Source organism: Alloactinosynnema sp. L-07 (genome assembly GCF_900070365.1).
Classification (GTDB): domain Bacteria; phylum Actinomycetota; class Actinomycetes; order Mycobacteriales; family Pseudonocardiaceae; genus Actinokineospora.
This window is the reverse complement of the sequence record NZ_LN850107.1, coordinates 1628441-1651562: the sequence shown is the minus strand read 5'-3', so window position 1 is coordinate 1651562 and position 23122 is coordinate 1628441. Positions and strand designations below refer to the sequence as shown.

Sequence of the window (23122 nt, the reverse complement as noted above, 5' to 3'; positions counted from 1 at the left end):
CACCGAGGCATTACCCCTCCTGGTGCGCGACGGCCACGTGCACGCCGTGGCCTGGTTCGTCCGCGTAGAGGGCATCGATCTCGGTGCCGTACTTGGCGATGATCGGCTTGCGACGCAGTTTCATCGTCAGGGTGAGCTCGTCTCCCCCGGGCTCCCAGAACGTCGGCAGGATCGTGAACCGCTTGACCTGCTCGACGCGCGAGAGCTTCTCGTTGCCCGCCGCGACGCCTGAGCTGATCCGCGCGATCACGTCCGGGTCGGCTGCCAGGGCCTCGGCGGTGGCGTCGGCCAGCCCGCGTTGCGCCGCGTAGGCCGCGGCGCCGTCCACGTCGAGCACGATCAGCGCCGTGTTGTACGGCCTGCCATCGCCGATCGTGGTGAGCGCGCCGACCATCGGCGCCGCCGCCTTGATCGTGTTCTCGATGTTCGCGGGCGACATGTTCTTGCCAGAGGAGTTGATGATCAGTTCCTTCTTGCGGTCGACCACCCGCAGGAAGCCCTCGTCGTCCATGGTCATGATGTCGCCGGTGTGCAGCCAGCCGTCGGCGTCGATCGCCTCGGCGGTCTTCTCGGGCTCCTTGCGGTAGCCCTTCATGAGCAGTGGCCCACGGATGAGGAGTTCGCCGTCCTCGGCCAGTTTGCCTTCCATACCGGGCAGCAGTTTGCCGACCGTGCCCAGTTTCGCGTCGCGCGGGTGCGTTCCGCTGGCCACGCAGGTCAGCTCCGACATGCCCCAGATCTCGGCGATCGGAATGCCCAGACCCGCGAAGAACCCGAGGGTCTCCGGCGCGATCGGGGCGGCGCCGGACATCGTCCAGCGAACCTCGTCCAGGCCGATCTTCTTACGCAGCAGCGAAAGCACCAGCCGGTCGGCCTTGGCCCACTCGGCGGCGGCCTCGTCGGACAGCTTCTCCCCCGCGAGTTCGGCCGCGCCCTTCTTCGCCGCCACCGACAGCGCCCATTGCAGTCCCTGCTTGCGGGCCTCGTCCGGTTCGGCGGCCACGCCGAACTCGATGGCCATCTTCAGCTTCTCCCACACGCGCGGAACCGCGCCCCAGAACGTCGGGCGCACGTCGGGCAGCGCGGCGGCCACCTGCCGCGGGTCGGCGACGGTGGTGACCTGGGTGCCGAACACCTCCTGCAGGTACAGGGCGGTGAACCGGTCGGCGATGTGCGCGGTCGGCATGAAGGAGGTGATCCGGTCGCCGAACTCGACGTCGAGGACCTCCGCGAACGCGTACGCCTCGTAGATCAGGTTCGCGTGGGTGGACTCCACACCCTTGGGGTTGCCGGTGGTGCCCGAGGTGTAGATCAAGGTGGCGACGTCGTCGGCCCGCACGGCCTGCCAGCCCGCGTCGAAGTCGTAGTCCGCCGCGCCGCGCGCGACCAGATCCGCGACTGTCATCGCGCCTTGGGCGTCGCCATCGATGACGACGATGTAGTCGATTTCCGCGCCACTCTCGCGGATTCGCTCGACGTACTGAGCCTCGCAGAACACCAGCCGGTTGCCCGCGTTCTCGAAGACGTACTTCAACTGGTCCGCGGCGAGGGTGTTGTAGACCGAGAACGAGGTCGCGCCGACGTGCTGCGCCCCGACCTCCAGCGGGTAGAACTCGACCCGGTTGGACATCATCAGCGCGACGGCGTCACCTCGTCGGATTCCCAGTGCCGCCAAGCCCGCGGCGACCTGGCGCACCTGCTCGGCGTACGCGCGCCAGGTCAGCGTCTCGACATCGCCGGGGGTGCGCAGGGCGACAACGTCGGGGGCGACGGCAGCGGTGCGCTGAAAGGCTTCGCAAAGGGTGCTTGGCCGGTCGGTCATCGGGGGCTCCTCGGGAGTCGGCACTGCCACCCGTGAACAGTACGATGCAACTTCTAGCGTTGCAATGTTGCATTCTGAACTGCAACATAATTGGCGGATCGTTGCGGCCGGTCCGTAGAGTGGTGCAGGTGACGACCAGTACTACTGACTCCACGGAACGCATCCTCGACGCAGCGCTCGCGCTGTTCGAGGACGTGGGCATCCGGCGCACGACCCTGGAGGACATCGCCCGCCGCGCGGGTGTCGACCGGGTCACCGTCTACCGGCGGCTCGGCTCCAAGAGCGACGTCGTCGAAGCGGTGAACGCCCGCGAGGCGCGACGGATCTTCGCGTTGGTGTTCGACACGGCGAGCAAATCGGCCACCGCCGCCGACCGCATCGCGGTCGGTTTCGCCACCGTGGTGCACCGCCTGTGGACCCACGCCCTGATCAACCGCCTCCTGCGCCTGGAGCCGGAGTCGTCGCTGCCCAAGATGACCACCGAGGCGACCGAACTCATCCGGATCGCCGTCGCGGGAACCGTGGAGATGCTCGAACAGGCGGTGCGAGACGACCTCCTGCCCCCGGCGGACGACTACCCCGCCCGGGCGGAGATCATGGTGCGGCTCGCGCACTCGTTCATCGTGACCCCCCAAGGCCACCTTCCGCTCGCCGACGAGGCCGACCTGCTGGACTTCGCCCGCGCCTACGTCGTTCCGATCATCACCGGAGGGCTCTCCCCGGCCTGACCTCACCCATGGCGGAGCGGACGAAGATGGCGGCTCGACGCACTGCCAGGCGTGCCTCGGGCACCACCCGGTTGAGCGTGACGTAGGAGTGCACCTGGCCACGCGCCATAAACAGTCTGTTGGCGACGCCGGCCTGGTCCAGTCGCTCGTGCAGGCGCTCGGAATCGCCTGCGAAGCACTCGGTGCCGCCGACGTGGGTCTGGATCGGAGGGAACCGGCGCAGCAGTGCGAGATCCGCGGTCAACGGCGAGAGTCGAGGGTCGGCGAAGTCCCCGGCGGGGTGGAACGCCGCGGCGCACCGGGCGGCGAAGGTTGGCGTCATCACTGGGTCAGGACGCACGGCGTCACGGCGGATCGCGTCGGTGAGGGTGGGGTCGAGCAACGGGGAGAACAGCGTCGCCGCGGCAGGCATCGGGCGGTTGGGCTGGGCCAAGGTCGTCAGCAGCCCGATCGCCAGGTGTCCGCCGGCGGAGTCACCCGCGAGCGCGATGCGCTCCGGCCGATGGCCTTGGTCCAGCAGCCATTCATACGCCGCGAGGGCGTCGTCGAGCGCCGCCGGATACGGGTGCTCTGGCGCGCGCCGATAAGCGACCGCGAGCACCGGGAGCCTGGTCAGCCTGGAATACGGCTCGGTCACACAACGGTAGGCGCGCGGCGACGAGGCGACATAGCCGCCGCCGTGCAGGTAGAGGACGGCGCCAGTGGGCCGTGCGCGGCGTGTCCGCACCCACTCGCCGGAGAATCGCGACGTCCGGACGGGCTCGATCGTTGCCATGCCAGGCCATCCCGCCACCACCCCGCCGACGCGGACGGCGGCGCGCAGAGAACGCAGTTGGGTGCCTTCGAGCCGGACGCGGTCGATCCGGGGCCGCACCCACCTGCGGCAACAGCTCGCCACCGCCCTGCTGGTCAGGCTTGGCCTACGAGGACCGATCACCGCGCGGACTCCTGGCGTGCTTCGAGGTCGCGGATCATCTCGTGCACCCGCCGGTCCCGGGCCAGTACCCGGTCCACCGCCGCGTTGATGACGCCGCGGAACAGCGAGTAGGGCAGCCACCGGGCCGGGGCGATCGTGGCGCCCGCCCGGTCGGCGATCCCGTTCGCGATGGAGGCGGCCGCGGCGTCGGCGGAGATCCGGTGGTTCAGCGGCCAGCCAAGCAGCTCGTTGAGGCGGCGGCCCGTGGGGTCGTCATCGAGGGTCGCGGTCGCCAGCGGCGTGTCCACGAAACCGAAGTACGCCACACCGGCCGTGGCACCGTGCGGGGCCAATTCCAACTTCAGTGCCCGGCCGATCTGCTCAGCGGCTGCCTTGGACGACATGTAGGCCGCCCCGCCGACCCCCGGGGAGAACGCGGCGCACGACGCCACCACGACGACGTGCCCGCCCGAGTCGATGACCGCCTCGAGAGCGGGACGCACCGTGTTCAGGACACCGGTCTGGTTGATGGCGACGACACGGTCGTAGTCGGCCAGGTCCATGGTCCGGATCGTCGCGGGCGCCGGGGTCACCCCCGCGTTGGCGACCACCACGTCAAGGCGTCCGTGATGGGCGATGACCCTGGCCACCACTTCGGCCATCGCGGACCGGTCGGTCACGTCCGCCGTGGCGGTGAAGACCCGATCCCCTGCCAAAGTCCGTGACGCCTGGGCGAGAGCCGCGTCGTTGACATCGATGAGCGCCACGTGCGCGTGCTGGGCGTGCAGCCGCCTGGCGAGGGCCAGGCCGATGCCCTGCCCGGCGCCGGTGATCAGCACGACCTTGTCGCGCACATCATAGGTCGACCTTCTCATGCCCGAACCTCCACAATGGAGGGTTCCGCCCGGCGCGCGGCGTAGTGATCGAGGTCGATCTCGCGCGTGCGGGCCCGGAAGCCGGCCGAGAAACCCGGGTAATGGGTGAAGTTGCGCCCACTGCGACTCAGGTAGTAGCTGTGGCAACCCCCGGTGAGGAACACCGAGCGGCTCAGGCCCCGGTCGATCCACTCCACAAAGGACCGTTCTGCCTCGGCCGTGACCTCGATCCAGGACAGGTCGCGCCGCTCCATCGCACGCAGAGCGTCGAGAATGTAGTGCACCTGGTCCTCGATGGTGATCACCGCCGAGGTGTAGACGCCGGAGTTGGGGCCCAGGATCAGGAACAGATTAGGGAAGTTGTGGATGGCCGTGCCCAAGTACGCCGTCATCTCGCCCGAGCGCCACTGGCCTGCGAGGCTGGTGCCGTCGCGTCCGTGGATCAGCTCGAAGCCAGGGTGGTCGGTCATCCGGAACCCGGTGCCGAAGATGATCGTGTCGAGTTGGTGCTCGGCGCCGTCCGCGGTGACGATTCCCCGCTCGGTCACCTCGACGATCCCGTCGGTGACCACGGTGGTGTTCGCCGCGGTGAGCGCCGGGTAGTACGCGTTGGAGAACGTGGGCCTCTTGCACCCCACGGCGTACGACGGGGTGAGTCTTGCCCGCAGGTCCGGATCCTTGACCTGCCGGTTCAGCAGCGCCCTGGCCAGCCACTCCAGGGGCTTCTGCAGTCTCGGCTCGTGAATGAAGCCCGGCACCAGCGCCTCGAAGGTGAGCGCCCACGCTTTTCGGGCGGCGGCCTGCGCGCACGGTACCCGCTTGTAGAGGCGACGGGTCAGCGCGCCCACCGGGCGATCCGGGTGCGGCAGCACCCAGATGGGCGTGCGCTGGAAGACGCTCAGGTGGCCTGCGCGCGGCTGCACCCGTGGAATGAACTGCACGGCCGACGCGCCGGTGCCGATCACACCGACCCGTTCACCGCTGAGGTCGTGGTCGTGGTCCCACGCCTGCGAATGGAACACCTTGCCACGGAACCGTTCGAGTCCAGGGAGATCCGGGATCGATGGCGCGCTGAACGGGCCGATGGCACCGACCAGCACCTGCGCGGTCAGGTCCCCCGTGCTGGTCGAGATCCGCCACACGCAGGCGTCATCGTCCCACGAGGCGTCGGTGACCTCGGTGGAGAACCGCACGTGGGGCAGCACGCCGAAGTCGACGGCGCAGCGGTGCATGTACTCCTTGAGCTCACCCTGCAGCGGGTAGAGCCTGCTCCAGTTCGGGTTGGGCGCGAAGGAGTAGGAGTAGATCAGCGATGGCACGTCGCACTGCGCACCCGGATAGCTGTTGATCTGCCAGGTGCCGCCGACCTCCGGCGCGCGTTCGAGCACGACGAAATCATCGATGCCCTCCTGCTTGAGGCGGATGCCGGTGCCCAAGCCGCCGAATCCGGCACCGACAACGGCCACGCGGACATGCTGGGTCATGGAAGTCCTCCGGCTCACAGGTCGAGGGTCAGGCTGTCGCCCGCTGCCCGGGAGACGCAGATGAGCATGTCGGTCTCTCGCTCGGCGGGCCGCAGCTTGGTGTCGCGGTGCTCCACGCCGCCGTCCAGCACCCGGTGCTTGCAACTGCCGCAGAAGCCCTGCTGACAGGAGTAGCGAACCGCGGGCACCGCCCTGCGGATGGCGGCCAGCGCGGATTCGTCCGCGCCAACGGTGACGGTCACGCCCGCGCGCGCGAGGTGCACGTCGAATGGTCGGCCGCCCACGACCGGCGGGGCCGAGAATCGCTCGCTGTGCAGCGATCCGGTCGGGTTGAGTCCAGGCTGGACGGCGCGTGCGGCGTCGATGAGCGCGGGCGGACCACAGACGTAGATCGCCGCACCCGGCTTGGCCCGCCGCACCAGTTCGGCCGCCTCGGGTGGGCCGTATTCGTCGTCCGGGCGCAACTCCAACCGCCCCCCGCCGATCGCATCGAGTTCCGCGACGAAAGGCATCGTGGCCCGGGAACGTCCGGTGTAGACCAGCGTCCAGTCCGCGCCTCGGCGGGCGGCCTCGCGAACCATCGGCAGGATGGGGGTGATCCCGATTCCGCCCGCGATGAGCAGGTAGGACTCCACGTCGATGAAGGTGAAGGCATTGCGGGGGCCGCGGAAAGTGAGTACGTCGCCCTCGGCGACCTCGCTGTGCATGGCGACCGATCCACCGCCGCCACCGTCGATGCGGCGCACCGCGACGCGATAGCAGGAGCGGTCCGCGGGGTCACCGCACAGGGAGTACTGCCGCTGAATCCCCGAGGGCAGAAAGACATCGAGATGGGCGCCGGGGATCCAGGCCGGGAGGGCGCCGCCGTCAGGACGGCGCAGGGTGAAGCTGACGACGTCCTCGACTTCGCGGGTGATCGAGGAGACGACCAGGTCCAGGTCGAATCCCTTGCGGCGCACAGGTTTCGACCTGGACAGGTACGGCGCGGCGGAGCTCGCCGCGAACACCCTGGAGTACGCCCGCGCGCCCCCGGCCACCATCCTCAGGGCGCGCGACGGCGTGTGAGTCGCGCTCACGCTGTGCCGCCCTGGGCGGCCGGAGATTGCGCGAGGTAGCGCACCGCCTTGTCGATGGGGCCCATCCCCGAGGGGTGGAACCTGGGGCGCAGGTACTGCGGGATCTCTTTGAAGATGAACCTGAGTCCCGGGATCAGACCACGGCGGGTGTCCTTGACGAACTCCAGCGGCCAGGTCCACCGGTGCCTGGTCACCGTCGGATCGTTGGCATACAACCAGCTGGACGTGTAGAGCCAGAGGACCAGCAGGCCCGCCGAGGCGAGGAACGCCGTGCGCACCCGGCGGGCATAGCTGCCGTCGACGTACTGGAAGACGTCGTAGGCCACATTGCGGTGCTCCATCTCCTCGGCGCCGTGCCAGCGGAGCAGGTCGAGCATGGTCGGGTCCGCGCCGAGCTCGTCGAAGCGGCGGTTGTCGAGCAGCCACTCGCCGACGGTCGCGGTGAAGTGCTCGGCCGCGGCGTAGATGCCCAGCCGCTCGCGGAACCAGGCCTCCCCCGCGCGGCCGGTCAGGCCGTGGTCGCCGAAGACCTTGTCCATGACGAACGCCATCAGCCGCATGATCTTCGGGGTGTCGACGCCGTTGGTCTCCAGGTTGACCCGGAAGGACTCGTGCGAGCTGGCGTGGGTCTCTTCCTGGCCGATGAAGCCGACCAACTCCTCGCGGAGTCGCGGGTCCTCGATCCGCGGCAAAGCCCGACCCAGGACGTCGGCCATGGCGCGCTCGCCCTCGGGCAGGACGAGATGCATGACATTCCAGAAGTGCGTGGCGAACGGGTGACCAGGGATGTACTCGGTCGGCACGCCGGTCCAGTCGAAGGACACGTCGCGCGCACGGATGGCGAGCGCCTCGTCCTGGTATGCCTGCTGTTGCTCGATGGCCATGGTTCCTACCTCCGGGTGAAGACCCCCCGGACTGTAACAATGCAATGTGTTCCGTTGCAATGCTTCAGGCGCGTCTTGAACTCGAGCCTTCGCTCGCTATAGCTTGACAACTGTCAATTAACACCGGTCCGCCGGGTCACCATCTCTCGGGACGGAAGGACGACCAATGAAGGTCATTCTCGTCACCCGCAGGCGTCTGCTCGCCGCCTGCGCATCATTGGCCCTGGTCGCGGGCTTGGCGGCGATACCGCCCACGGCGGCCGCGGCGCAGGTCGGCTTCGCGATGCCCGCCAACGAAGGCGCCCACCACATCCGCTACGAGTGGTGGTACGTGACCGGCCACCTGACCGGCGTCGACCCATCCGGCGGGGTCCACGAGTACGGATTCGAGTCCACCTTCTTCAAGAACGGCGTCGGCTCCTGGTGCTGCTGGCCGGACGGCTACGCCCACCACCTCGCGGTCACCGACTTGACCAGGGACACCTTCACCTTCTCCACGAAGAACACGATCGGCTACCCGAGCAACCCCTCCGGCGGTGGATTCGCCGTCGGGATCGACAGTTGGCGCCTGACCGGCAAGAACGGCAACCACACGATCAAGGGCAACCTCGAGGACGGCGACTACGTCTTCGACCTGACCACGACCACGAACAAACCGGTCGCCTGGCACGGCGGCGACGGTGTCATCGAGTACGGCCCGTGGGCGGACTCGGCGTACTACTCGTGGACCGACCTCAACGTCGGCGGCACCCTCTACGACCACGGCGTGCCCGTCACCATCACCGGCGGCAAGGCATGGTCGGACCACCAGTGGTTCGGCGGCGACTCGGCCTACGGCGGCTGGGACTGGTTCAGCGTGCAGCTCGACAACGGCAACGACTACATGATCTACCTGATCAAGGGCGCGTCCGGCGCCTACGTGCAGAAGGTCGGCACCCTGGTCAAGCCCAACGGCCAGACGGTCGAACTCGACCCCGCGGCGCTGACGATGACGCCACTGGGCCACTGGACGAGCCCGCACAGCGGCCGTACCTACACCAGCGGGTGGACCGTCACCGTCCCCGGCGGTTCGCTGACGATCACGCCCAAGCTCCTGGATCAGGAAGTGCGCTCGACGATTCCCGACGTCGACTACTGGGAGGGCGCGTCGGCCGTGACCGGCACGGTCAACGGCACGGCCGTCACCGGCAAGAGCTACACCGAGATCAACCCGGTGCAGTACGAGCCCGGCGGTTTCTGATCCTTCAGCGCGCGCGCAGGCTGTCGAGCACCATCTCGACAGCCTGCGCCGCGGCCTGCTCCTGGTCGACATCCTTGTCTCCCAGGGAATCGAACGATTCCGGGTGGCTGCCCATCAGGCCGAGGCCGTAGGTGGTGAGGTAGAAGAAGATGGTCGACACCGGACCCGGTCGGACCACACCTTCGGCTTGCAACTGGCGCAATGGGCGCAAGCCGAGTTCGTTGATCGGCGCGATGTAGCGGTGGAACAGATACTCATAGCGTGAACCGCCGGGGCGGGCGGACTCCTGGTTGATGATGTGGATCAACCCGGGGTTCGCCCGCGTCGTGGCGAGGAAGCTCAACGCCGACGCGCGGAGTTGGTCGAACGGGTCGTCGCCTGCCGTGGTGATGGCACTGAGCAGCTCGCCGACCAGGTGTTTGAAGCCATGGTCGACCGCCGCGTGCCAGAGTTGGTCTTTGGAACCGAACCGCTGGTTGAGGGTGTTGTGGCTGATGTCGAGGCGCCTGCACAGGGCGCGCACGGACGCGCCTTCGTAGCCGAGTTCGGCGAAGGCGAGCAGCGCGGCGTCGAGGAGCACCTCGTCGCTCACCAGGCGTGGTCGCATCGAGGTGATGTTATCCCAGCACCCGGACCACGCCCGCGGAGCCGTTGACCTCGACGATGCCGCCGGATTCGAGTTTGTCCACCGCGTCCTTGACCCCGGTCACCGTCGGGATGCCGTACTCCCTGGCGAGGATCGCGCCATGGCTGAGCACCCCGCCGGTCTCGGTGACCAGTCCGGCGATCAGGGGGAACACGCTGGTCCACCCGGGGTCGATGTTGTTCGCGACCAGGATATCGCCCGGTTTGACGATGGCCAGGTCGGCCAGGCTGGTGACCGCCCTGGCCGGTCCCTTCGCGACCCCGCGCGACGCGCCGAGCCCGGACAGGCCGTCGCCGGTGGCCTCGGTCGGCTGATCGACTTCACCCTCGGTCTCGACGTCGTCGAACAGGAACGTCGCCGGGCGGCGGTCCTTGTGCACCTGATGGTGGCGCCGCCGCTCGGCGAGCAGCGCCGAAACGTCCGCGGCCTCGATGATGGTCTCGTCGTCCACGAGGCGGAAGAACTCCTCGCCGGTGAGGTAGAAGACGTCGAACGGCTCGGTCAGGATGCCTCGCTCCGTGAGTCTGCGGCCCTGTTCCAACACCAGCTGCCGGACGTGCGCGGTGAGGTAGTCGAGGTGGTAGCGCTGGTTCTCCCGGTAGCTGGTGAACAGCTGCGTCCGCGCGCTCACCTTGCGCAGCAACGACTTGCGCGCCGCACCGCCGAGGCCGCCGCCTGCCCGCTCCAGCGCCGTCGCCAGCGCCTGCTCCTGCCGCTGCTTGGCTCGCGCCGAGGTCCGGCGTGGGTCCTCCGGGAACGGGTCGCAACGCAGTTGGGCCTGCACGAACCCGAGCACAAGTTCCGGGGATTCCTTCCATCGAAGCGCGGAGATCTCGCGGCTCGACGACCGGTGCCCGTGTCGGTCGAGAAAGCCGACGAACGCCGTCCAGAACCCGGTCGCGCCAACGGTTCGCGCTCGGGCGGCGGCGTAAGTACTGTCGCCGCGCAGGACCTCGGTGAGGTCCTTGTCGCAGGCGGCGAGTCGGGCCAGGTCCCAGATCTCGCGGTTGAGTTCGGCGGTCCTGGTGTCGCTGAGGCCGCCGATGATCGCCTGGTACAGCTCGCCGTGCTCGTCGTCGGCCCACGAGCCGAGCAGCTTCTCCAGCACGCCGTGCAGCATCGGGTTGTACTGGCCCATCCCCCAGCGCACCACCCGGAAGTGGTTGAGGCCCAACTCGTTGACCTCGTCGTACTGGCGCCGCCACTCCTGCGCGGAGAGCGCGGTGTAGTCCTGCCAAAGCAGCGGGACGATGGTGGTGTCGATCCTCTCGCAGTGCGCGCGCAACGCCTCGGGGTTCTTGGCCATCGAGCCGCGCCCACGGTCGCGATAGGGCGCCAGCATGGCATTGACCAACATCATCGGCTTGAACGCCTGAGCGTCGATCTTCTCCCGCCACAACGGGGTGTACCACTCACTGGCTGCGTTGGCGCGCAGCGAGACCGGGAAGGCCGCCAGCATCCGCATCAGGTAGTCGCCACTGAAATACGCGTAGCCGTTGTGGGTGCGCAATGCCTTGCGTTCCAACAGGTCCGGACGCTTCTGCAGCCGCGCCATCTCGATGACGAAGCCGTCCTCGATCCATTTCACCAGCAGGTCGATCGACAGCGGCAGCGCGTACTCCGACAGGTACTCGTCGCCGAAGCGCCTGCTCCAGACGTTGTCCGGGGTCGCGCTCGGCAGACCGGTGATGGGCCGGTCCTGCAGCGCGTAGACCCGGCCGTCCTCGATGGCCCACTCCAGGTCGCGGCGCGGCCCGATGGCCGACTCGACCCGCATGGCCATGGCGTGCAGCCCCACCACGTCGTCATCGCTCAGGCAGCGCACCGCCTGACGGTCCGCGTCGACCTCCCGCTCCCCGTGCCAGGTGAGCTCCACCTGTTTGGCTCCGATATGGAGATTGCGAATCACCCCGGTGGCACGGTTCAGCACGATTTGGTCCGGATCGGCCTTGCCGGACACCACCGACTCACCCAGGCCCCACGACGCGTCGATCACGATCTCCGGCGCGAACGGCTTGCGTGGGTCGGTGGTCAGCAGCACGCCCGCTGTCGTCGGCGCGAGCAGCCGCTGCAGGATCAGCGCGATTCCGCCACGGCTGTCGATGCCCTTGCCGTCGCGGTACACCTTGGCCCGGTCGTCGTCGAGTGCCTGCCAGCACTGGTGAACCGCGGCACTGAGCGCGTCGTAGGAGTCGACGCCGAGGACGGTCTGGTAGACACCCGCGAACGACGCTTCCGCCATGTCCTCGGCGACCGCGGAGCTGCGCACCGCCCAGCGCGACCCGGGGTATTCCGCGCTCACCTCCTCCCACCAGTCGGCGAGCAGGCCGTCGAGCAGGACCGCGCGGATGTCGGGGTTGCGGGAGACGGACGCGGGGATGACCCACGCCTCGGGCACATCGAGTCGCGCGCACAGCAGCCGGACGAGTCCGGCGCCCTTGCCACCGATCCGAGCGGGATCGGACGGCGTCGACGCGGAGAGTCGCTCGATCATGCGCGCCTCCCGCGCACGGACAGGGCAAGGACCGGCGCGAGTCGCGGAAGCCGCGCCATCGACTTGACCAGTCCCGCGTGCCAGGCGTGTTCCATGACGCCGATACCGCGTAGCGGCACTCCATCGACGACGACATCGAACGACGAGTGCGTTTCCTGGATGAACAGGCCCTTCTTGACCAACGGCACCTGCGCGAGGGCCGCGCTGGTCACCCGGTAGGTCTCGCCCTCGGTGTCGGTGAAGTCGATCCTGGCCGCTACCGGCACGTGCTTCCTGGATCCCCACCGGTAGTCGACCGTGGCCCGCGCCAGCCCGCGATTGACGCCGTCACGGGAGACGAAACCGTTGTGGACTGGCTTGCCGTCGACGACCCCGATGGTGACGTTGAAGGCGAACCCGGCGCCGAACTGGGCGGAGATCCATTCCCAGCCGCGGATCCCGGCCCAGTCGCGCACGCCCCAGGACTTGTCCCGGTGCCCGAAGCCGGAGACTTCGCGGTCCACTCCGTTGTGGGAGAACGTGCCGGAGACCGCGCCCGCCTGCTCGAAGTGCTCCGCGGCGACGTCGCCGAGCTGCCCGCCTTGGTGGAAGTCATGGACCGGCGTGGTCGCCTCCCACGTGAGGTCGACCTGGGCGCCCGCGTCGAGGGAGATGTCCCAGCGACGGTGGGGCTCCCGCATGGTGAATGCGAGTCCGCCCGCGCGCAGGCCGGTCCGCGCGGTCTGGTCCGGGTCGGCCTTGACGCCGATAGCCGGGTACACATACTCGGCCTTACCTTCGCGCATGGTGATCAACACGCCGTCGGCGCGGGTGCCACCGTCCTGGAACCCGATGCGGGCCAAGCCGAACGAACTGCCGTCGAGATCGGCCCAGTTGAAGTAGTAACTCTCCTGCCAGTGGGCCGCCGAGCCCGGAACGTGGAGTTCCTCGTCCTGTGCGCTGATCACTGCCCGCTCCCCTCGCATAGTTGACACGTGCCAACTATGACCGGGAATATTGACACGTGTCAACTAACCGATGGAGGCGGTCAGCGGTTGTCGATGGCGGCGACGAAGGTGCGGGTGATGCGGGTGGGGTGGGTGATCGCGCTGCCGACGACGACCGCGAGCGCGCCCGCGTCCAGTGCCCGCGCGGCCTGCTCCGGGGTACCGATGCGGCCCTCGGCGATGACCGGAACGCCGCGCTCTGCCAGCTGTTCCACGAGCAGGAGGGCGGGCCCGGTGAGGTGGGCGGTGGCCGGGGTGTACCCGGCGAGGGTGGTGCCGACGACGTCTGCGCCGAGGTCCCGCGCGGCCAGCGCTTCGTCCAGTGTGGACACATCAGCCATGGCGAGGGCTCCGGCGGAGTGCACGACCGCGATCAGGTCGGCGATCCGTCCACCATCCGGGCGGGGCCGGTCGGTGGCGTCGAACGCGACGACGTCCGCGCCGGTCTCCGCGACGGCGGCGGCGTGCCGGGCGGTGGGCGTGATGTAGACGTCCGCGTCGCCGTCCTTCCATAGGCCGATCAACGGGGCAGTTGTGGCGGCGCGGATCGCGCGCAGGTCGTCAAGGCCCTGCGCCCGCACGCCAACCGCACCCCCGTCGAGCACGGACTCGGCCACCCGCCGCATCACGTCGGCGTCGCGCATCGGCTCTCCCGGGTACGCCTGGCAGGACACGATCAGCCCGCCGCGCACGGCCGCGAGCACGTCACGCCGCACGGGCCACCGCCCAGCCGAGGCGGGCCGCGCCGAGCACGGCCGCCGCCGAGCCGAGGGCGCCCGCGCGCACCACGGTGTCGCGCAACGGCGGCAGCACCTCGGCGGCCACGCCCGCGCGCAGCGGCTCCCACCACTCCGGGCCGCACTGGCTGACCCCGCCGGTGACCAGCACCAAGTCCGGGTCGAGCATGTTCATCACGCCCCCGATCGCCTGCCCGAGCGCGGCAGCGCCCCTCGCAAGGACCTCTCGCGCGCGGCCATCGCCGTCGGCCGCCCGCTGGGCGACCGCGGCCAGGTCGGGCGCGTCCCCATAGGCGGCGAGCAGCGCCGGGCCGGAGGCCACCGCCTCGACGTGCCCGGTTCCGCCGCACGGGCACGTCGAGGCGGCCGCCGCGGGAACCGGGACGTGCCCGAGATGCCCGGCGGCGGCGTGCGCGCCGTTCACCACCACACCATCCACCACATAGGACGCACCGACCCCGGTGCCGACGGCGACGACGAGCACATGTCGCAGCCCGGCGGCGGCGCCCAGCCAGCACTCCCCCACCGCGTGCGCGCGCACGTCGTTGTCCACCGCGACCGGGACACCCAGCCGCGCGGTCAACCCGCCGCGCAGGTCGGTGCCGCCCCAACCGGGCAGAGCGTCGGTGGCCGACAGCACCCGCCCGCTGGCCGGGTCGATCACGCCCGCGCTGCCGACCCCGGCGGCGACGACCGGCCCGAGATCGGCGACCAGCGCGGCCACCGCGTCGAGCACCGCGTCCGGGCGGCGCGGGGTGGGCACGGTGGCCGAGCGGACGAGTGTCCCGTCCTCGGCCACCAGGCCCGTGGCGATCTTGGTGCCGCCGATGTCGACCCCCGCGACCAGGTTCGCGGCGGCCTGGGTCACAGCCCGGCCTCGTCGAGCAGCGCGCGCACGGCCGCGGTCTCGGCGGCGTCGAGCGACCGCATCGGCGCGCTCACCGCGTTGCCCGCGATGATCCCGCGCAGTGCCAGCGCGGTCTTGAACGCACCGACCCCGGCCGCGCCGCCGGAGGTGCCCTGCGCGGCGAACACGATGGAGAACAGCCGGGCCAGGCGGTCCTGCTCGGCTCGGGCGGCCGTCCAGTCCCCGGCCGAGGCCGCGGCGTGCAGACGGACGTACCCGTGCGGGTCGACGTTGCCGAGGCCCGGCACAGCGCCGTGCGCGCCGCCGAGCAGCATCGCGTCCACCACGACCTCGTGCCCGGTGAGCAGCGCGAACTCGGGCGGGGCGAGCAGGCACAGCCGCCGGAACGCCACGTCGTCGCCGCTGGAGTCCTTCACCCCGGCCAGCACGCCGTCGGCGGCGAGGTCGAGCAGCAGATCGGTGGACAGCTTGGTGTGCACGCAGACCGGGACGTCGTAGGCGAGCAGCGGCAGGTCGACGGCCGCGGCGATCGCCCGGAAGTGCCGGTCGATCTCGGTGTCGTGGGTGCGCACGTAGAACGGCGCGGTTGCCACCACCGCGTCCGCGCCCAGTTTCGCCGCCACGGCCGCGCGCTCCACCACCCGGTTCGTGGTGGTCTCGATGGCGCCCGCGATCACCGGGACCTGCCCGGCGGTCGCGCCGATGACCACCTCCAGAACGCGGGTGCGCTGGTCGTCGGTGAGGTACGCGGTCTCACCGGAGCTGCCCAGGACGAACAACCCGGTCACGCCCGCGTCCAGGAGGAACGAGACCAGCCGCTCCAACGACGCCACGTCCACCGCGCCGTCCGCGGTCATCGGGGTCACGATCGGCGGGACGACGCCGGTGAATCGGGGACTGGTCACTTCGGGCTCCTAGCGGGGGTTTCCGGGTGGACACAGTGGACGGTGTGACCATCCACAGTGGAAGGCGCGGGGAAGGCGACGGCGCACTCGTCGGTGGCCTTCCAACAGCGGGTGCGGAACGGGCAGCCCGACGGCGGGTGCGTCGCGGACGGCACCGGACCGTGCAGCACGATCCGCTCGACGTCCTCAAGCAGGCTGGGCGTCGCCGAGAACAGTGCCCGGGTATACGGGTGGGCGGGCGCGGCGGCGATGGTGTCGGCCGGACCCTCCTCGACCACGCGGCCGAGGTAGAGGACGGCGAGCCGATCGGCCAGGTACCGCACGGTCTGGATGTCGTGCGAGATGAACACCAGGCTCAGCCCGAGCCTGGCCCGCAGGTCGACCAGCAGGTTCAACACCTGCGCCCGCACCGACACGTCCAGCGCGCTGGTCGGCTCGTCGGCCACGACCAGTTCCGGTTCCAGGGCCAGCGCCCTGGCCACGGCCACCCGCTGGCGCTGCCCGCCGGACAGCTGCGACGGCAATGCGCGGGCGACGTGCCCGGGGAGCCCGACCAGGTCCAGCAGTTCCTCGACGCGCCCGGCCCGCTGGCGCGGCGTGCCCCGGCGGTGCACGTCGAGCGGGTCGCGCAACACCCGCCCGACCGGCAGCCGCGGGTTGAGCGCGGTCGACGGGTCCTGGAACACCACGCCGACGGCCGAACCGAACTCGGCGCGGCGCCGCCCGGCGGGCATCGCCCACAGGTCCTCGCCCCGGAAGGTCACCGTGCCCGCGGTCGGACGCTGGAGACCGGTGAGGACGCGGGCGAGGGTGGACTTGCCGCAGCCGGACTCGCCGACGATGCCGACCACCTCGCCTCGGCCGACCTCCAGCGTCGCGCCGGTCAGCGCGTAGACCTTGTCGCGGCGGAACACCCCGCCGCTGCGCGCGGTGTGGCGCACGTGCACGTCATCGACGCGGATCATCGGGTGCTCCCCTCGAGGACGGTGGCCGGGTGGTGGCAAGCGAACGCGTGCTCGCCGGGCCCGGTGAGTCCGGGGTGGACGGTGCGGCACACCTCGGTGGCCGCCGGGCAGCGGGAGGCGAACCGGCAGCCCGCGCCGAAGCCGGACGGGGCGGGGACGACGCCGCGGATTTGGTGCAGGCGAGGAGCCCCGGCCTCCAGCGACACCACCGAGCCGAGCAGGCCGCGGGTGTAGTGGTGCGTTGGGGCGGCCAGCACCGACGACGTGGTGCCCAGCTCGGCGACCTGGCCCGCGTACATCACCGCGACCCGGTGCGCCAGCTCGCCGACCAGCGCGAGGTCGTGGGAGACGAGCACCATCGCGAAGCCGAGTTCGTCGCGCAGCCGCACGAGCAGCTCGACCACCTGTGCCTGGACGGTGACGTCGAGCGCGGTCGTCGGCTCGTCGGCGATGAGCAGGCGCGGTTCGCGCGACAGCGCCATCGCGATCAGCACCCGCTGCCGCTGCCCGCCGGACAGCTCGTGCGGGTAGCTGCGCAGCGTGCGCTTCGGGGACAGCCCGACCAGGTCGAGCAGCTCGGCCGGGGTCTTGCGGCCGCCGCGGCGGGTGAGCTGCGCGAGCTGCCTGCCGACGAGCACCGACGGGTTCAGCGACGACAGCGCGTCCTGGTACACCATGGCGATCTCGGGTCCGGCGAGCGCGCGGCGCTGCCTCGGCGGCAGCGTGAGCAGGTCGTCGCCCCGGTAGGTCACGCGGCCGGACACCTCGGCGGTGCGCGGCAGCAGCCCGGTGATCGCCAGGCTGGTGATGCTCTTGCCGCAGCCGGACTCGCCGACGAGACCGAGCGTCTCGCCCTCGCGCACGCTGAACGAGATGCCGTCGACGACGGCCACATCGCCGTAGCGGTCCGGGAACCGGATCGACAGGTCCTCGACTGACAACAGCACTGGCGCGTCAGCGCGGACCGACGACGCGAACCTGGCCCTGGTGCGGGCGACCCGCGCCAGCACCGCCAGCGAGTCATCCACAGTAGACGGTGCGGTGACCGGAGCGGACGCCTCGGCGGCCTCGGCCACCGGCTCGTCCCCGGACGAGCGGCGTCGCGCGGCGGGCGCCGCCGAGGCGTCGGTGAGCCCCTCGGCGAGGATGTTCAACGCCAGCACCGTGACCAGGATGGCCAGGCCGGGAAACATCGTGGCCCACCAGCCGCCGTTGAGCAGGATCTCCCGGCCGTAGTTGAGGACGCTGCCCCAACTCGGCTCCGGGTCCTGCACGCCCGCGCCGATGAACGACAGGCTGGCCTCGAAGATGATCGCCTCGGCGACCAACACGGTGGCGAATACCAGGACCGGAGCGGCGCAGTTGACGGCGATGTGCTTGACCACGATGTACCCGCGCCGCGCGCCGATCACCTTCTCCGCCGCCACGTAGTCCTCGCCGTACTGCGCGAGGACGTTCGCTCGCACGACCCGGGCGAGCATCGGCGTGTAGACGAAGGCGATGGTCAGGATCAGCACCGGGATGCTCTTGCCGAACGACACCACGAGGACCAGCGCGAGCGCGATCGGCGGGAACGCCATCACCACGTCGAGTATGCGCATCAGCGCCTCGTCGCCCCACTTCGGCGATGTCGCGGCGAGTGAGCCGAGCACCGCGCCCGCGAGCAGCGCCACCAAGGTCGCGCCGAGGCCGATAAGCAGCGAGTAGCGGGCGCCGTGCACGACGCGGGTGAACACGTCGCGGCCGATCTTGTCGGTGCCGAACCAGTGCTCAGCCGACGGCGGCACCGCCGGGGTGTGCGTGACCAGCGGGTCGCCGGTGATCAGCGGGGCGAGCACGGCGCCCAGCAGCACGGTGATCAGCACACCGAGCGCCACCCGCGAGCGCGGTGGCAGCGTGCGGAACGCGATGCCCGGGCGGGCCAGCGAGCGGAGGAATCGGGTCCGCATGTCACACCGTCCTGACGCGGGGGTTGACCAACAGGTAGAGGAGGTCGACGACGACGTTGACCACGAGGAAGGTGACGGCGATGGTGATCACGGTGCCCTGCACGATCGCGGTGTCGCCGCCCGCGACGCCCTGGACGACGAGCTGGCCCATGCCCGGCAGGCGGAACAGCATCTCGATCACGACAGCGCCGCTGAGCAGGTAGCCGACCCTCAGGCCGAGCACGGTCAGCGGGGTGACCAGGGCGTTACGCAGGACCGACCGCAGCACCAGCGCGGTGGGCAGGCCGTTGCCGCGGGCGGTGCGCACGTAGTCACGGTCCAGTTCGGCGACCATCGAGGTTCGCACCAGCCGGGCCAGCGAGCAGGCCACCGGCACGGCCAGCGCGATCGCGGGCAGCGTCATCGACTCCAGCCACCCGCCGACCGAGTCGGCCGGGTTGATGTAGCCGCCGACCGGGAACAGCGGCCGCTTGACCGCGAGATTGTGGATCAGCACGATGCCCAGCCAGAACGACGGCACCGCGATCCCGGCGATGGACAGCACGCGGGTGAGGTGGTCCGGCCAGCGGTCCCGGTACAACGCTCCGGTGACGCCGAGGACGAGCGCGAGCACCACGGCCAGCAGCAGGCCGAGTGCGGTCAGCTGGAGGGTGAGCGGGAACGCGGACGCGATCCGGTCGGACACCGGGTGCGCCGGGCGCAGGGTCACGCCCAGGTCGCCCTGCACCAGCCTGCCGAGGAAGCTGAAGTAGCGCACCATCAGCGGGTCGTCCAGGCCGTTCTCGGCGGTGAACGCCGCGCGGGCCTCCTCGGAGGCGCCCTCGCCCAGAGCGTTGTACGCGGGGTCCACCTTGGACAGACGGAGCAGCACGAAAACCAGGAACGAGATTCCCAGGATCATCACGGGGAGCATCGCCAGACGGCGGAGCGCCAGGCGGAGGAACGCGACCATGGTCAGTCCGTCCAGTCAGTCGGATCGGGGCCGGGGCCCGCCCCGGCAGGGAGCGGGCCCCGGTCGAGGGTCAGGCGCGGCCGACGTCCAGGAACGCCAGGCCGGTGGTGGGCAAGGGGCCGAACCCGGGCAGCGCCTTGTCGTTCCAGGCGGTGGGCAGCTTGCGGTGCAGGATCGGGTACAGCGGCACCTCGTCGGCGACGATGTCGATCGCCTGGCCCCACAGCTTCTTCCGCTCGGCCGCGTCGACCGACCCGGCGGCCTGGTCGAGCAGCGCGACGACCTGCTTCTGCGGCGCGCCATCCCAGCGGAAACGCTTCTTCACCCAGGTGTCGTTGGCGTAGAACCAGCGCATCAGCAGGTCGAGGTCGTTGCCGAAGACCGACGGGTCGCCGGGGGCGAGCAGCACCTGGAACTGGCCCGCGTCCACCTTCTTATAGGTGCCCGCGGAGTCGGCGACGTCGAGGGTGGTCTTCACGCCGATGGCGTCCCAGGACGCCTTCACCAGTGGCGCGATGTCCTTGACCCAGCCGGTGTCGGTGTGCGACAGGGTGATCGACAGGTCGCCGACCCCCGCCTCGGCCAGCAGCGCCTTGGCCTTGTCCTGGTTCAGGGTGTAGACGGTGGACGCCTCGACGTACTCCGGGTGTCCCTTCTGGACGTAGCTGGTCGCGGCGGTGCCGTTGCCCGCCATCGCGGTGCCGATGATCTTCTGCGTGTCCATGGCGTAGTGCAGGGCCTGGCGGACGCGCTTGTCGGAGAACGGCGCCGCCGAGGTGTTGAACATCAGGAACAACATGCCGAACGACTGCACCGAGTCGACCTTGATCTTCTGCGACAGCCGCTGCACGTCGGTGTAAGGCACGTCCTCGATGGCGTGCACCTGCCCGGACTCGATCGCGCTCACCCGCGACGCCGGGTCGGCGGTGAGCCGCCAAACCAGGTTCGGCACCTTGGCCGGGCGCGGGCCGTTGTAGCGGTCGTAGCCCTTGAACACGATCTTGTCCTGCTGGATCGCCTCGACCAGCGCGTACGGGCCGGAGCCGACCGGCTTGGCGTCGAAGCCCTTCGGGTCGGCGGTGACGACCTTCTTGGGCACGATCCGGGCCACCGCGAGGCGCTCGGCGAACAGTGCGGTGCGGGTGCTCAGCGTGAATTCAACGGTTCGCTCGTCCACGGCGGTGACCGAGGCGAGGAAGGGGAGGAACTGGCGCATCAGCGACTTGTTCGCCGGGTCCAGGATGCGGCCGAAGGTGAAGGCGACGTCCTCGGCGGTGACCGGGTCGCCGTTGTGGAAGGTGGCGCCGGAGCGCAGCTTCACCCGGTAGCTGGTGTCGCTGACCTTCTCCGGCATGGCCTCGGCGAGGGCCGGGTACGACTTGCGGGTGACCGGGTCGAGGTCGACCAGCGCCTCGAAGATGTGCAGATTCGCGGCGAACGGCGTCGCACCGGAGGTGTTCATCGGGTCGAACCCGGTGGACAGCCCGTACGAGATGCCTGCCTCGATGGTGTCGGCTTTCCCGGACGGCGCGGCGGCGCCGGTCGAGCTGGGACCACCGCAGGCACTGACCGCGACGACCGCGGCCAGCGCGACCCCCGTGAGCCGCGTGGTCCGGCGGATGCCGAACCACGCACGGTTCCGAAACGACACGCTGTCCTCCTTGGGACTCGAGGGTCGAGTTATCGGACGTCCGATGTCCTACGACCTGATAGCGTGAGAAGGTAGCCCGACGCACGAGAAGGGTCAAGACGTTGGTCGGTTCTCAGTTCGCAGAGGTCCCGGAACGCACGCCGCGCCGCCAGGAGGTCACCCAGCGCATCAAGAGCTACATCCTCGACAACCGCCTGCGGCCGGGCGATCCACTGCCGACGGAGGGCGAGCTGTGCGCGGCCCTCGGTGTCAGCCGGTCGAGCATCCGGGAGGCGGTGAAGACGTTGCACGCCCTCGACATCGTCGAGGTCCGCCATGGACACGGCACCTACGTTGGCAGGTTGAGCCTGTCCGCGCTCGTCGAAAGCCTGGAGTTCCGCGGCCTGCTCAGCCCGGAGGACGATTTCCAGGTGCTGTCCGATCTGGTGGACGTGCGGGAGCTGTTCGAGCGCGGCATGGCCGACCGGACCGGCGCCCTGGACCCGGACCACCTGGACTCACTCGACGGGCTGGTGGAGCAGATGGGCGCCGGGTCCGGCCAGGTGGACGGTTTCGTGGAGGCGGATCGCGAGTTCCACCGGCTGCTGGTCCAGCCGATGGGCAACCAGCTGATCAGCCAGCTGTCGGCGGTGTTCTGGGACGTCTACCGCGTGGTCGCCCCGCACCTGCAGGTGGCCACCATCGAGGACGAGCGCGACACGATCGAGGTCCACCGGAGGATCGCGGAGGCCGCGCGGGCAGGCGACCCGGACGCCTTCCGCGACGCGGTGGCCGAGCACTACGCCCCCGTGCGCAAGCGCATCAGCACCGCCCGCGCCAAGCTCGCTTGACGGGTACCCGAGACGTCCCTATCGTTCGGCCAGAAAACCGGACATCTGACGTCCGTTGTCACTCGGAGTGCTCATGCCGCTGACTGATCTCACCCTCGACGAGTGCCTCGCGCTCCAGCCGCGCGTCGAGGAACCCGACGACTTCGACGCGTTCTGGGACACCACCCTCGCCGAGTCGCGAGCCTCGGCAGGCCCGGTCGTCGCTCGGCCTGTCGACACCGGGTTCACCGGCGTGATCACGCATGACGTGACCGTCCCGGGCTTCGGCGGGCACCCGGTCAAGGGCTGGCTACAGGTCCCCGTCAACGCCGACGGGCCATTGCCGTGCGTCGTGGAGTTCCTCGGCTACGGTCGCGGGCGCGGTCTGCCGCACCAGAGCCTGTTCTGGGCCGCCGCCGGGTTCGCCCATCTGGTGATGGACACCCGAGGACAGGGGTGGATCACCGCGATCGGCGCCACCCCCGACCCCGCTCCACCCCACGTGGCCGCCGTGCCCGGCTTCCTCACCCGAGGCATCGACGACCCGCACGATCACTACTACCGCCGCGTGATCACCGACGCCGTCGCGTTCGCCGACGCCACGCGGCAACTCCCCCACGTGGACCCCGGCCGCGTCTTCGTGGCCGGGCACAGCCAGGGCGGCGGGCTCGCTCTCGCTGTGGCCGGGCTGGCCCACGGCCTCGCCGGCGTGCTGACGAACGTGCCGTTCCTGTGCGACTTCCGCCGCGCGGTCCGGATCTGCGGCACCGGCCTGGACGCCACGGTTCGCAGGCCGTACACCGAGATCGGCGCGTACCTGGCGGCCACGCGCGCCGATCCGGACCGCGTCTTCCGCACCTTGTCTTACTTCGACGCCGCCGTCCACGCCGCCCGCGCCACGGCGCCTGCGCTGTTCGCCATCGCGATGATGGATCAGGTGTGCCCGGCGTCGACGTGCTTCGCCGCGTTCCACAACCACGGGGGTCCGAAGGACCTGCGGGTGTACGAGTTCAACGACCACGAAGGCGGCGGTGAGCACCATCGCCTTGAGGAACTGGCTTGGGCTCGGGCCGTGCTTCAGGGCACTGCGCACGCGGCGGCTCGCGGGGTGGGTGCCTGAATGGGTGGTTCGCCT

20 protein-coding genes are annotated in these 23122 nt (G+C 70.1%); 4 read left to right on the top strand and 16 right to left on the bottom strand.

Annotated features, from left to right (window positions below; translation table 11 throughout):
- Positions 1 to 10: 10 nt before the first annotated feature.
- On the bottom strand, positions 11 to 1822 hold the full coding sequence (fadD11, locus tag BN1701_RS07860) for a fatty acid--CoA ligase FadD11 (RefSeq protein ID WP_054046911.1): 1812 nt from the start codon (positions 1820 to 1822) through the stop codon (positions 11 to 13).
- Between the two features lie 128 nt (positions 1823 to 1950).
- Between fadD11 and BN1701_RS07855 the strand changes: the two genes are divergently transcribed.
- Positions 1951 to 2550 (top strand): TetR/AcrR family transcriptional regulator, encoded by a 600-nt coding sequence (locus tag BN1701_RS07855; RefSeq protein ID WP_172803204.1) that lies wholly within the window; start codon positions 1951 to 1953, stop codon positions 2548 to 2550.
- Here BN1701_RS07855 and BN1701_RS07850 read toward each other — a convergent pair.
- Genes BN1701_RS07850 through BN1701_RS07830 form a run of 5 tightly spaced genes read right to left on the bottom strand, consistent with a single transcriptional unit; the run spans position 2525 to position 7785 of the window.
- On the bottom strand, positions 2525 to 3487 hold the full coding sequence (locus BN1701_RS07850; protein WP_157367813.1) for an alpha/beta hydrolase fold domain-containing protein: 963 nt from the start codon (positions 3485 to 3487) through the stop codon (positions 2525 to 2527). The genes BN1701_RS07855 and BN1701_RS07850 overlap by 26 nt on opposite strands.
- Positions 3484 to 4341, bottom strand: coding sequence for a short-chain dehydrogenase/reductase (locus BN1701_RS07845; RefSeq protein WP_054046904.1), 858 nt, complete (start codon positions 4339 to 4341; stop codon positions 3484 to 3486). The genes BN1701_RS07850 and BN1701_RS07845 overlap by 4 nt, the downstream gene beginning before the upstream one ends.
- Positions 4338 to 5825 carry an NAD(P)/FAD-dependent oxidoreductase gene (locus BN1701_RS07840; protein WP_054046902.1) on the bottom strand — a complete coding sequence of 496 codons (1488 nt, stop codon included), beginning with the start codon at positions 5823 to 5825 and terminating at the stop codon, positions 4338 to 4340. The genes BN1701_RS07845 and BN1701_RS07840 overlap by 4 nt, the downstream gene beginning before the upstream one ends.
- Positions 5826 to 5839: 14 nt before the next feature.
- On the bottom strand, positions 5840 to 6865 hold the full coding sequence (locus BN1701_RS07835) for a PDR/VanB family oxidoreductase (protein ID WP_082859704.1): 1026 nt from the start codon (positions 6863 to 6865) through the stop codon (positions 5840 to 5842).
- 32 nt (positions 6866 to 6897) lie between these two features.
- Positions 6898 to 7785 (bottom strand): metal-dependent hydrolase, encoded by an 888-nt coding sequence (locus tag BN1701_RS07830; RefSeq protein ID WP_054046899.1) that lies wholly within the window; start codon positions 7783 to 7785, stop codon positions 6898 to 6900.
- 166 nt (positions 7786 to 7951) lie between these two features.
- Between BN1701_RS07830 and BN1701_RS07825 the strand changes: the two genes are divergently transcribed.
- Positions 7952 to 9025: a lipocalin family protein gene (locus BN1701_RS07825; RefSeq protein ID WP_054046897.1), complete on the top strand. Its 1074-nt coding sequence runs from the start codon at positions 7952 to 7954 to the stop codon at positions 9023 to 9025.
- A gap of 4 nt (positions 9026 to 9029) precedes the next feature.
- Here the strand turns inward: BN1701_RS07825 and BN1701_RS07820 are convergent, their stop codons facing one another.
- The 10 genes from BN1701_RS07820 to BN1701_RS07775 all read right to left on the bottom strand — a co-directional run bounded on the left by BN1701_RS07820 (position 9030) and on the right by BN1701_RS07775 (position 21178).
- Positions 9030 to 9632 (bottom strand): TetR/AcrR family transcriptional regulator, encoded by a 603-nt coding sequence (locus tag BN1701_RS07820; protein WP_067520590.1) that lies wholly within the window; start codon positions 9630 to 9632, stop codon positions 9030 to 9032.
- Positions 9633 to 9642: 10 nt separating this feature from the next.
- Positions 9643 to 12165, bottom strand: coding sequence for a PEP/pyruvate-binding domain-containing protein (locus BN1701_RS07815; RefSeq protein ID WP_054046892.1), 2523 nt, complete (start codon positions 12163 to 12165; stop codon positions 9643 to 9645).
- A complete protein-coding gene (locus BN1701_RS07810; protein ID WP_054046890.1) occupies positions 12162 to 13112 on the bottom strand; it encodes a hypothetical protein in 951 nt (316 codons plus the stop codon). Before BN1701_RS07810 ends, BN1701_RS07815 begins: the two co-directional genes overlap by 4 nt.
- An 80-nt stretch (positions 13113 to 13192) precedes the next feature.
- The gene (locus BN1701_RS07805) at positions 13193 to 13867 is read right to left on the bottom strand and encodes an N-acetylmannosamine-6-phosphate 2-epimerase (protein WP_054046887.1); all 675 of its coding nucleotides are present in this window, start codon (positions 13865 to 13867) and stop codon (positions 13193 to 13195) included.
- Positions 13857 to 14756, bottom strand: coding sequence for an ROK family protein (locus BN1701_RS07800; protein ID WP_054046885.1), 900 nt, complete (start codon positions 14754 to 14756; stop codon positions 13857 to 13859). Before BN1701_RS07800 ends, BN1701_RS07805 begins: the two co-directional genes overlap by 11 nt.
- The gene (locus tag BN1701_RS07795) at positions 14753 to 15661 is read right to left on the bottom strand and encodes a dihydrodipicolinate synthase family protein (protein WP_054046883.1); all 909 of its coding nucleotides are present in this window, start codon (positions 15659 to 15661) and stop codon (positions 14753 to 14755) included. The genes BN1701_RS07800 and BN1701_RS07795 overlap by 4 nt, the downstream gene beginning before the upstream one ends.
- Positions 15658 to 16626 carry an ABC transporter ATP-binding protein gene (locus BN1701_RS07790; RefSeq protein ID WP_054046881.1) on the bottom strand — a complete coding sequence of 323 codons (969 nt, stop codon included), beginning with the start codon at positions 16624 to 16626 and terminating at the stop codon, positions 15658 to 15660. The genes BN1701_RS07795 and BN1701_RS07790 overlap by 4 nt, the downstream gene beginning before the upstream one ends.
- Positions 16623 to 18575, bottom strand: coding sequence for a dipeptide/oligopeptide/nickel ABC transporter permease/ATP-binding protein (locus tag BN1701_RS07785; protein WP_054046879.1), 1953 nt, complete (start codon positions 18573 to 18575; stop codon positions 16623 to 16625). Before BN1701_RS07785 ends, BN1701_RS07790 begins: the two co-directional genes overlap by 4 nt.
- A gap of 1 nt (position 18576) precedes the next feature.
- The gene (locus BN1701_RS07780) at positions 18577 to 19527 is read right to left on the bottom strand and encodes an ABC transporter permease (RefSeq protein ID WP_054046877.1); all 951 of its coding nucleotides are present in this window, start codon (positions 19525 to 19527) and stop codon (positions 18577 to 18579) included.
- 70 nt (positions 19528 to 19597) lie between these two features.
- On the bottom strand, positions 19598 to 21178 hold the full coding sequence (locus BN1701_RS07775) for an ABC transporter substrate-binding protein (RefSeq protein WP_054046875.1): 1581 nt from the start codon (positions 21176 to 21178) through the stop codon (positions 19598 to 19600).
- A 101-nt stretch (positions 21179 to 21279) separates the two neighbouring features.
- On the opposite strand from BN1701_RS07775, the gene BN1701_RS07770 reads away from it, so the two are divergent.
- Both BN1701_RS07770 and BN1701_RS07765 read left to right on the top strand, forming a co-directional pair.
- On the top strand, positions 21280 to 22008 hold the full coding sequence (locus BN1701_RS07770; protein ID WP_054046874.1) for a FadR/GntR family transcriptional regulator: 729 nt from the start codon (positions 21280 to 21282) through the stop codon (positions 22006 to 22008).
- 73 nt (positions 22009 to 22081) lie between these two features.
- Entirely contained in the window at positions 22082 to 23107 is a 1026-nt protein-coding gene (locus tag BN1701_RS07765; protein WP_054055703.1) for an acetylxylan esterase, read from the top strand.
- Positions 23108 to 23122: the final 15 nt, after the last annotated feature.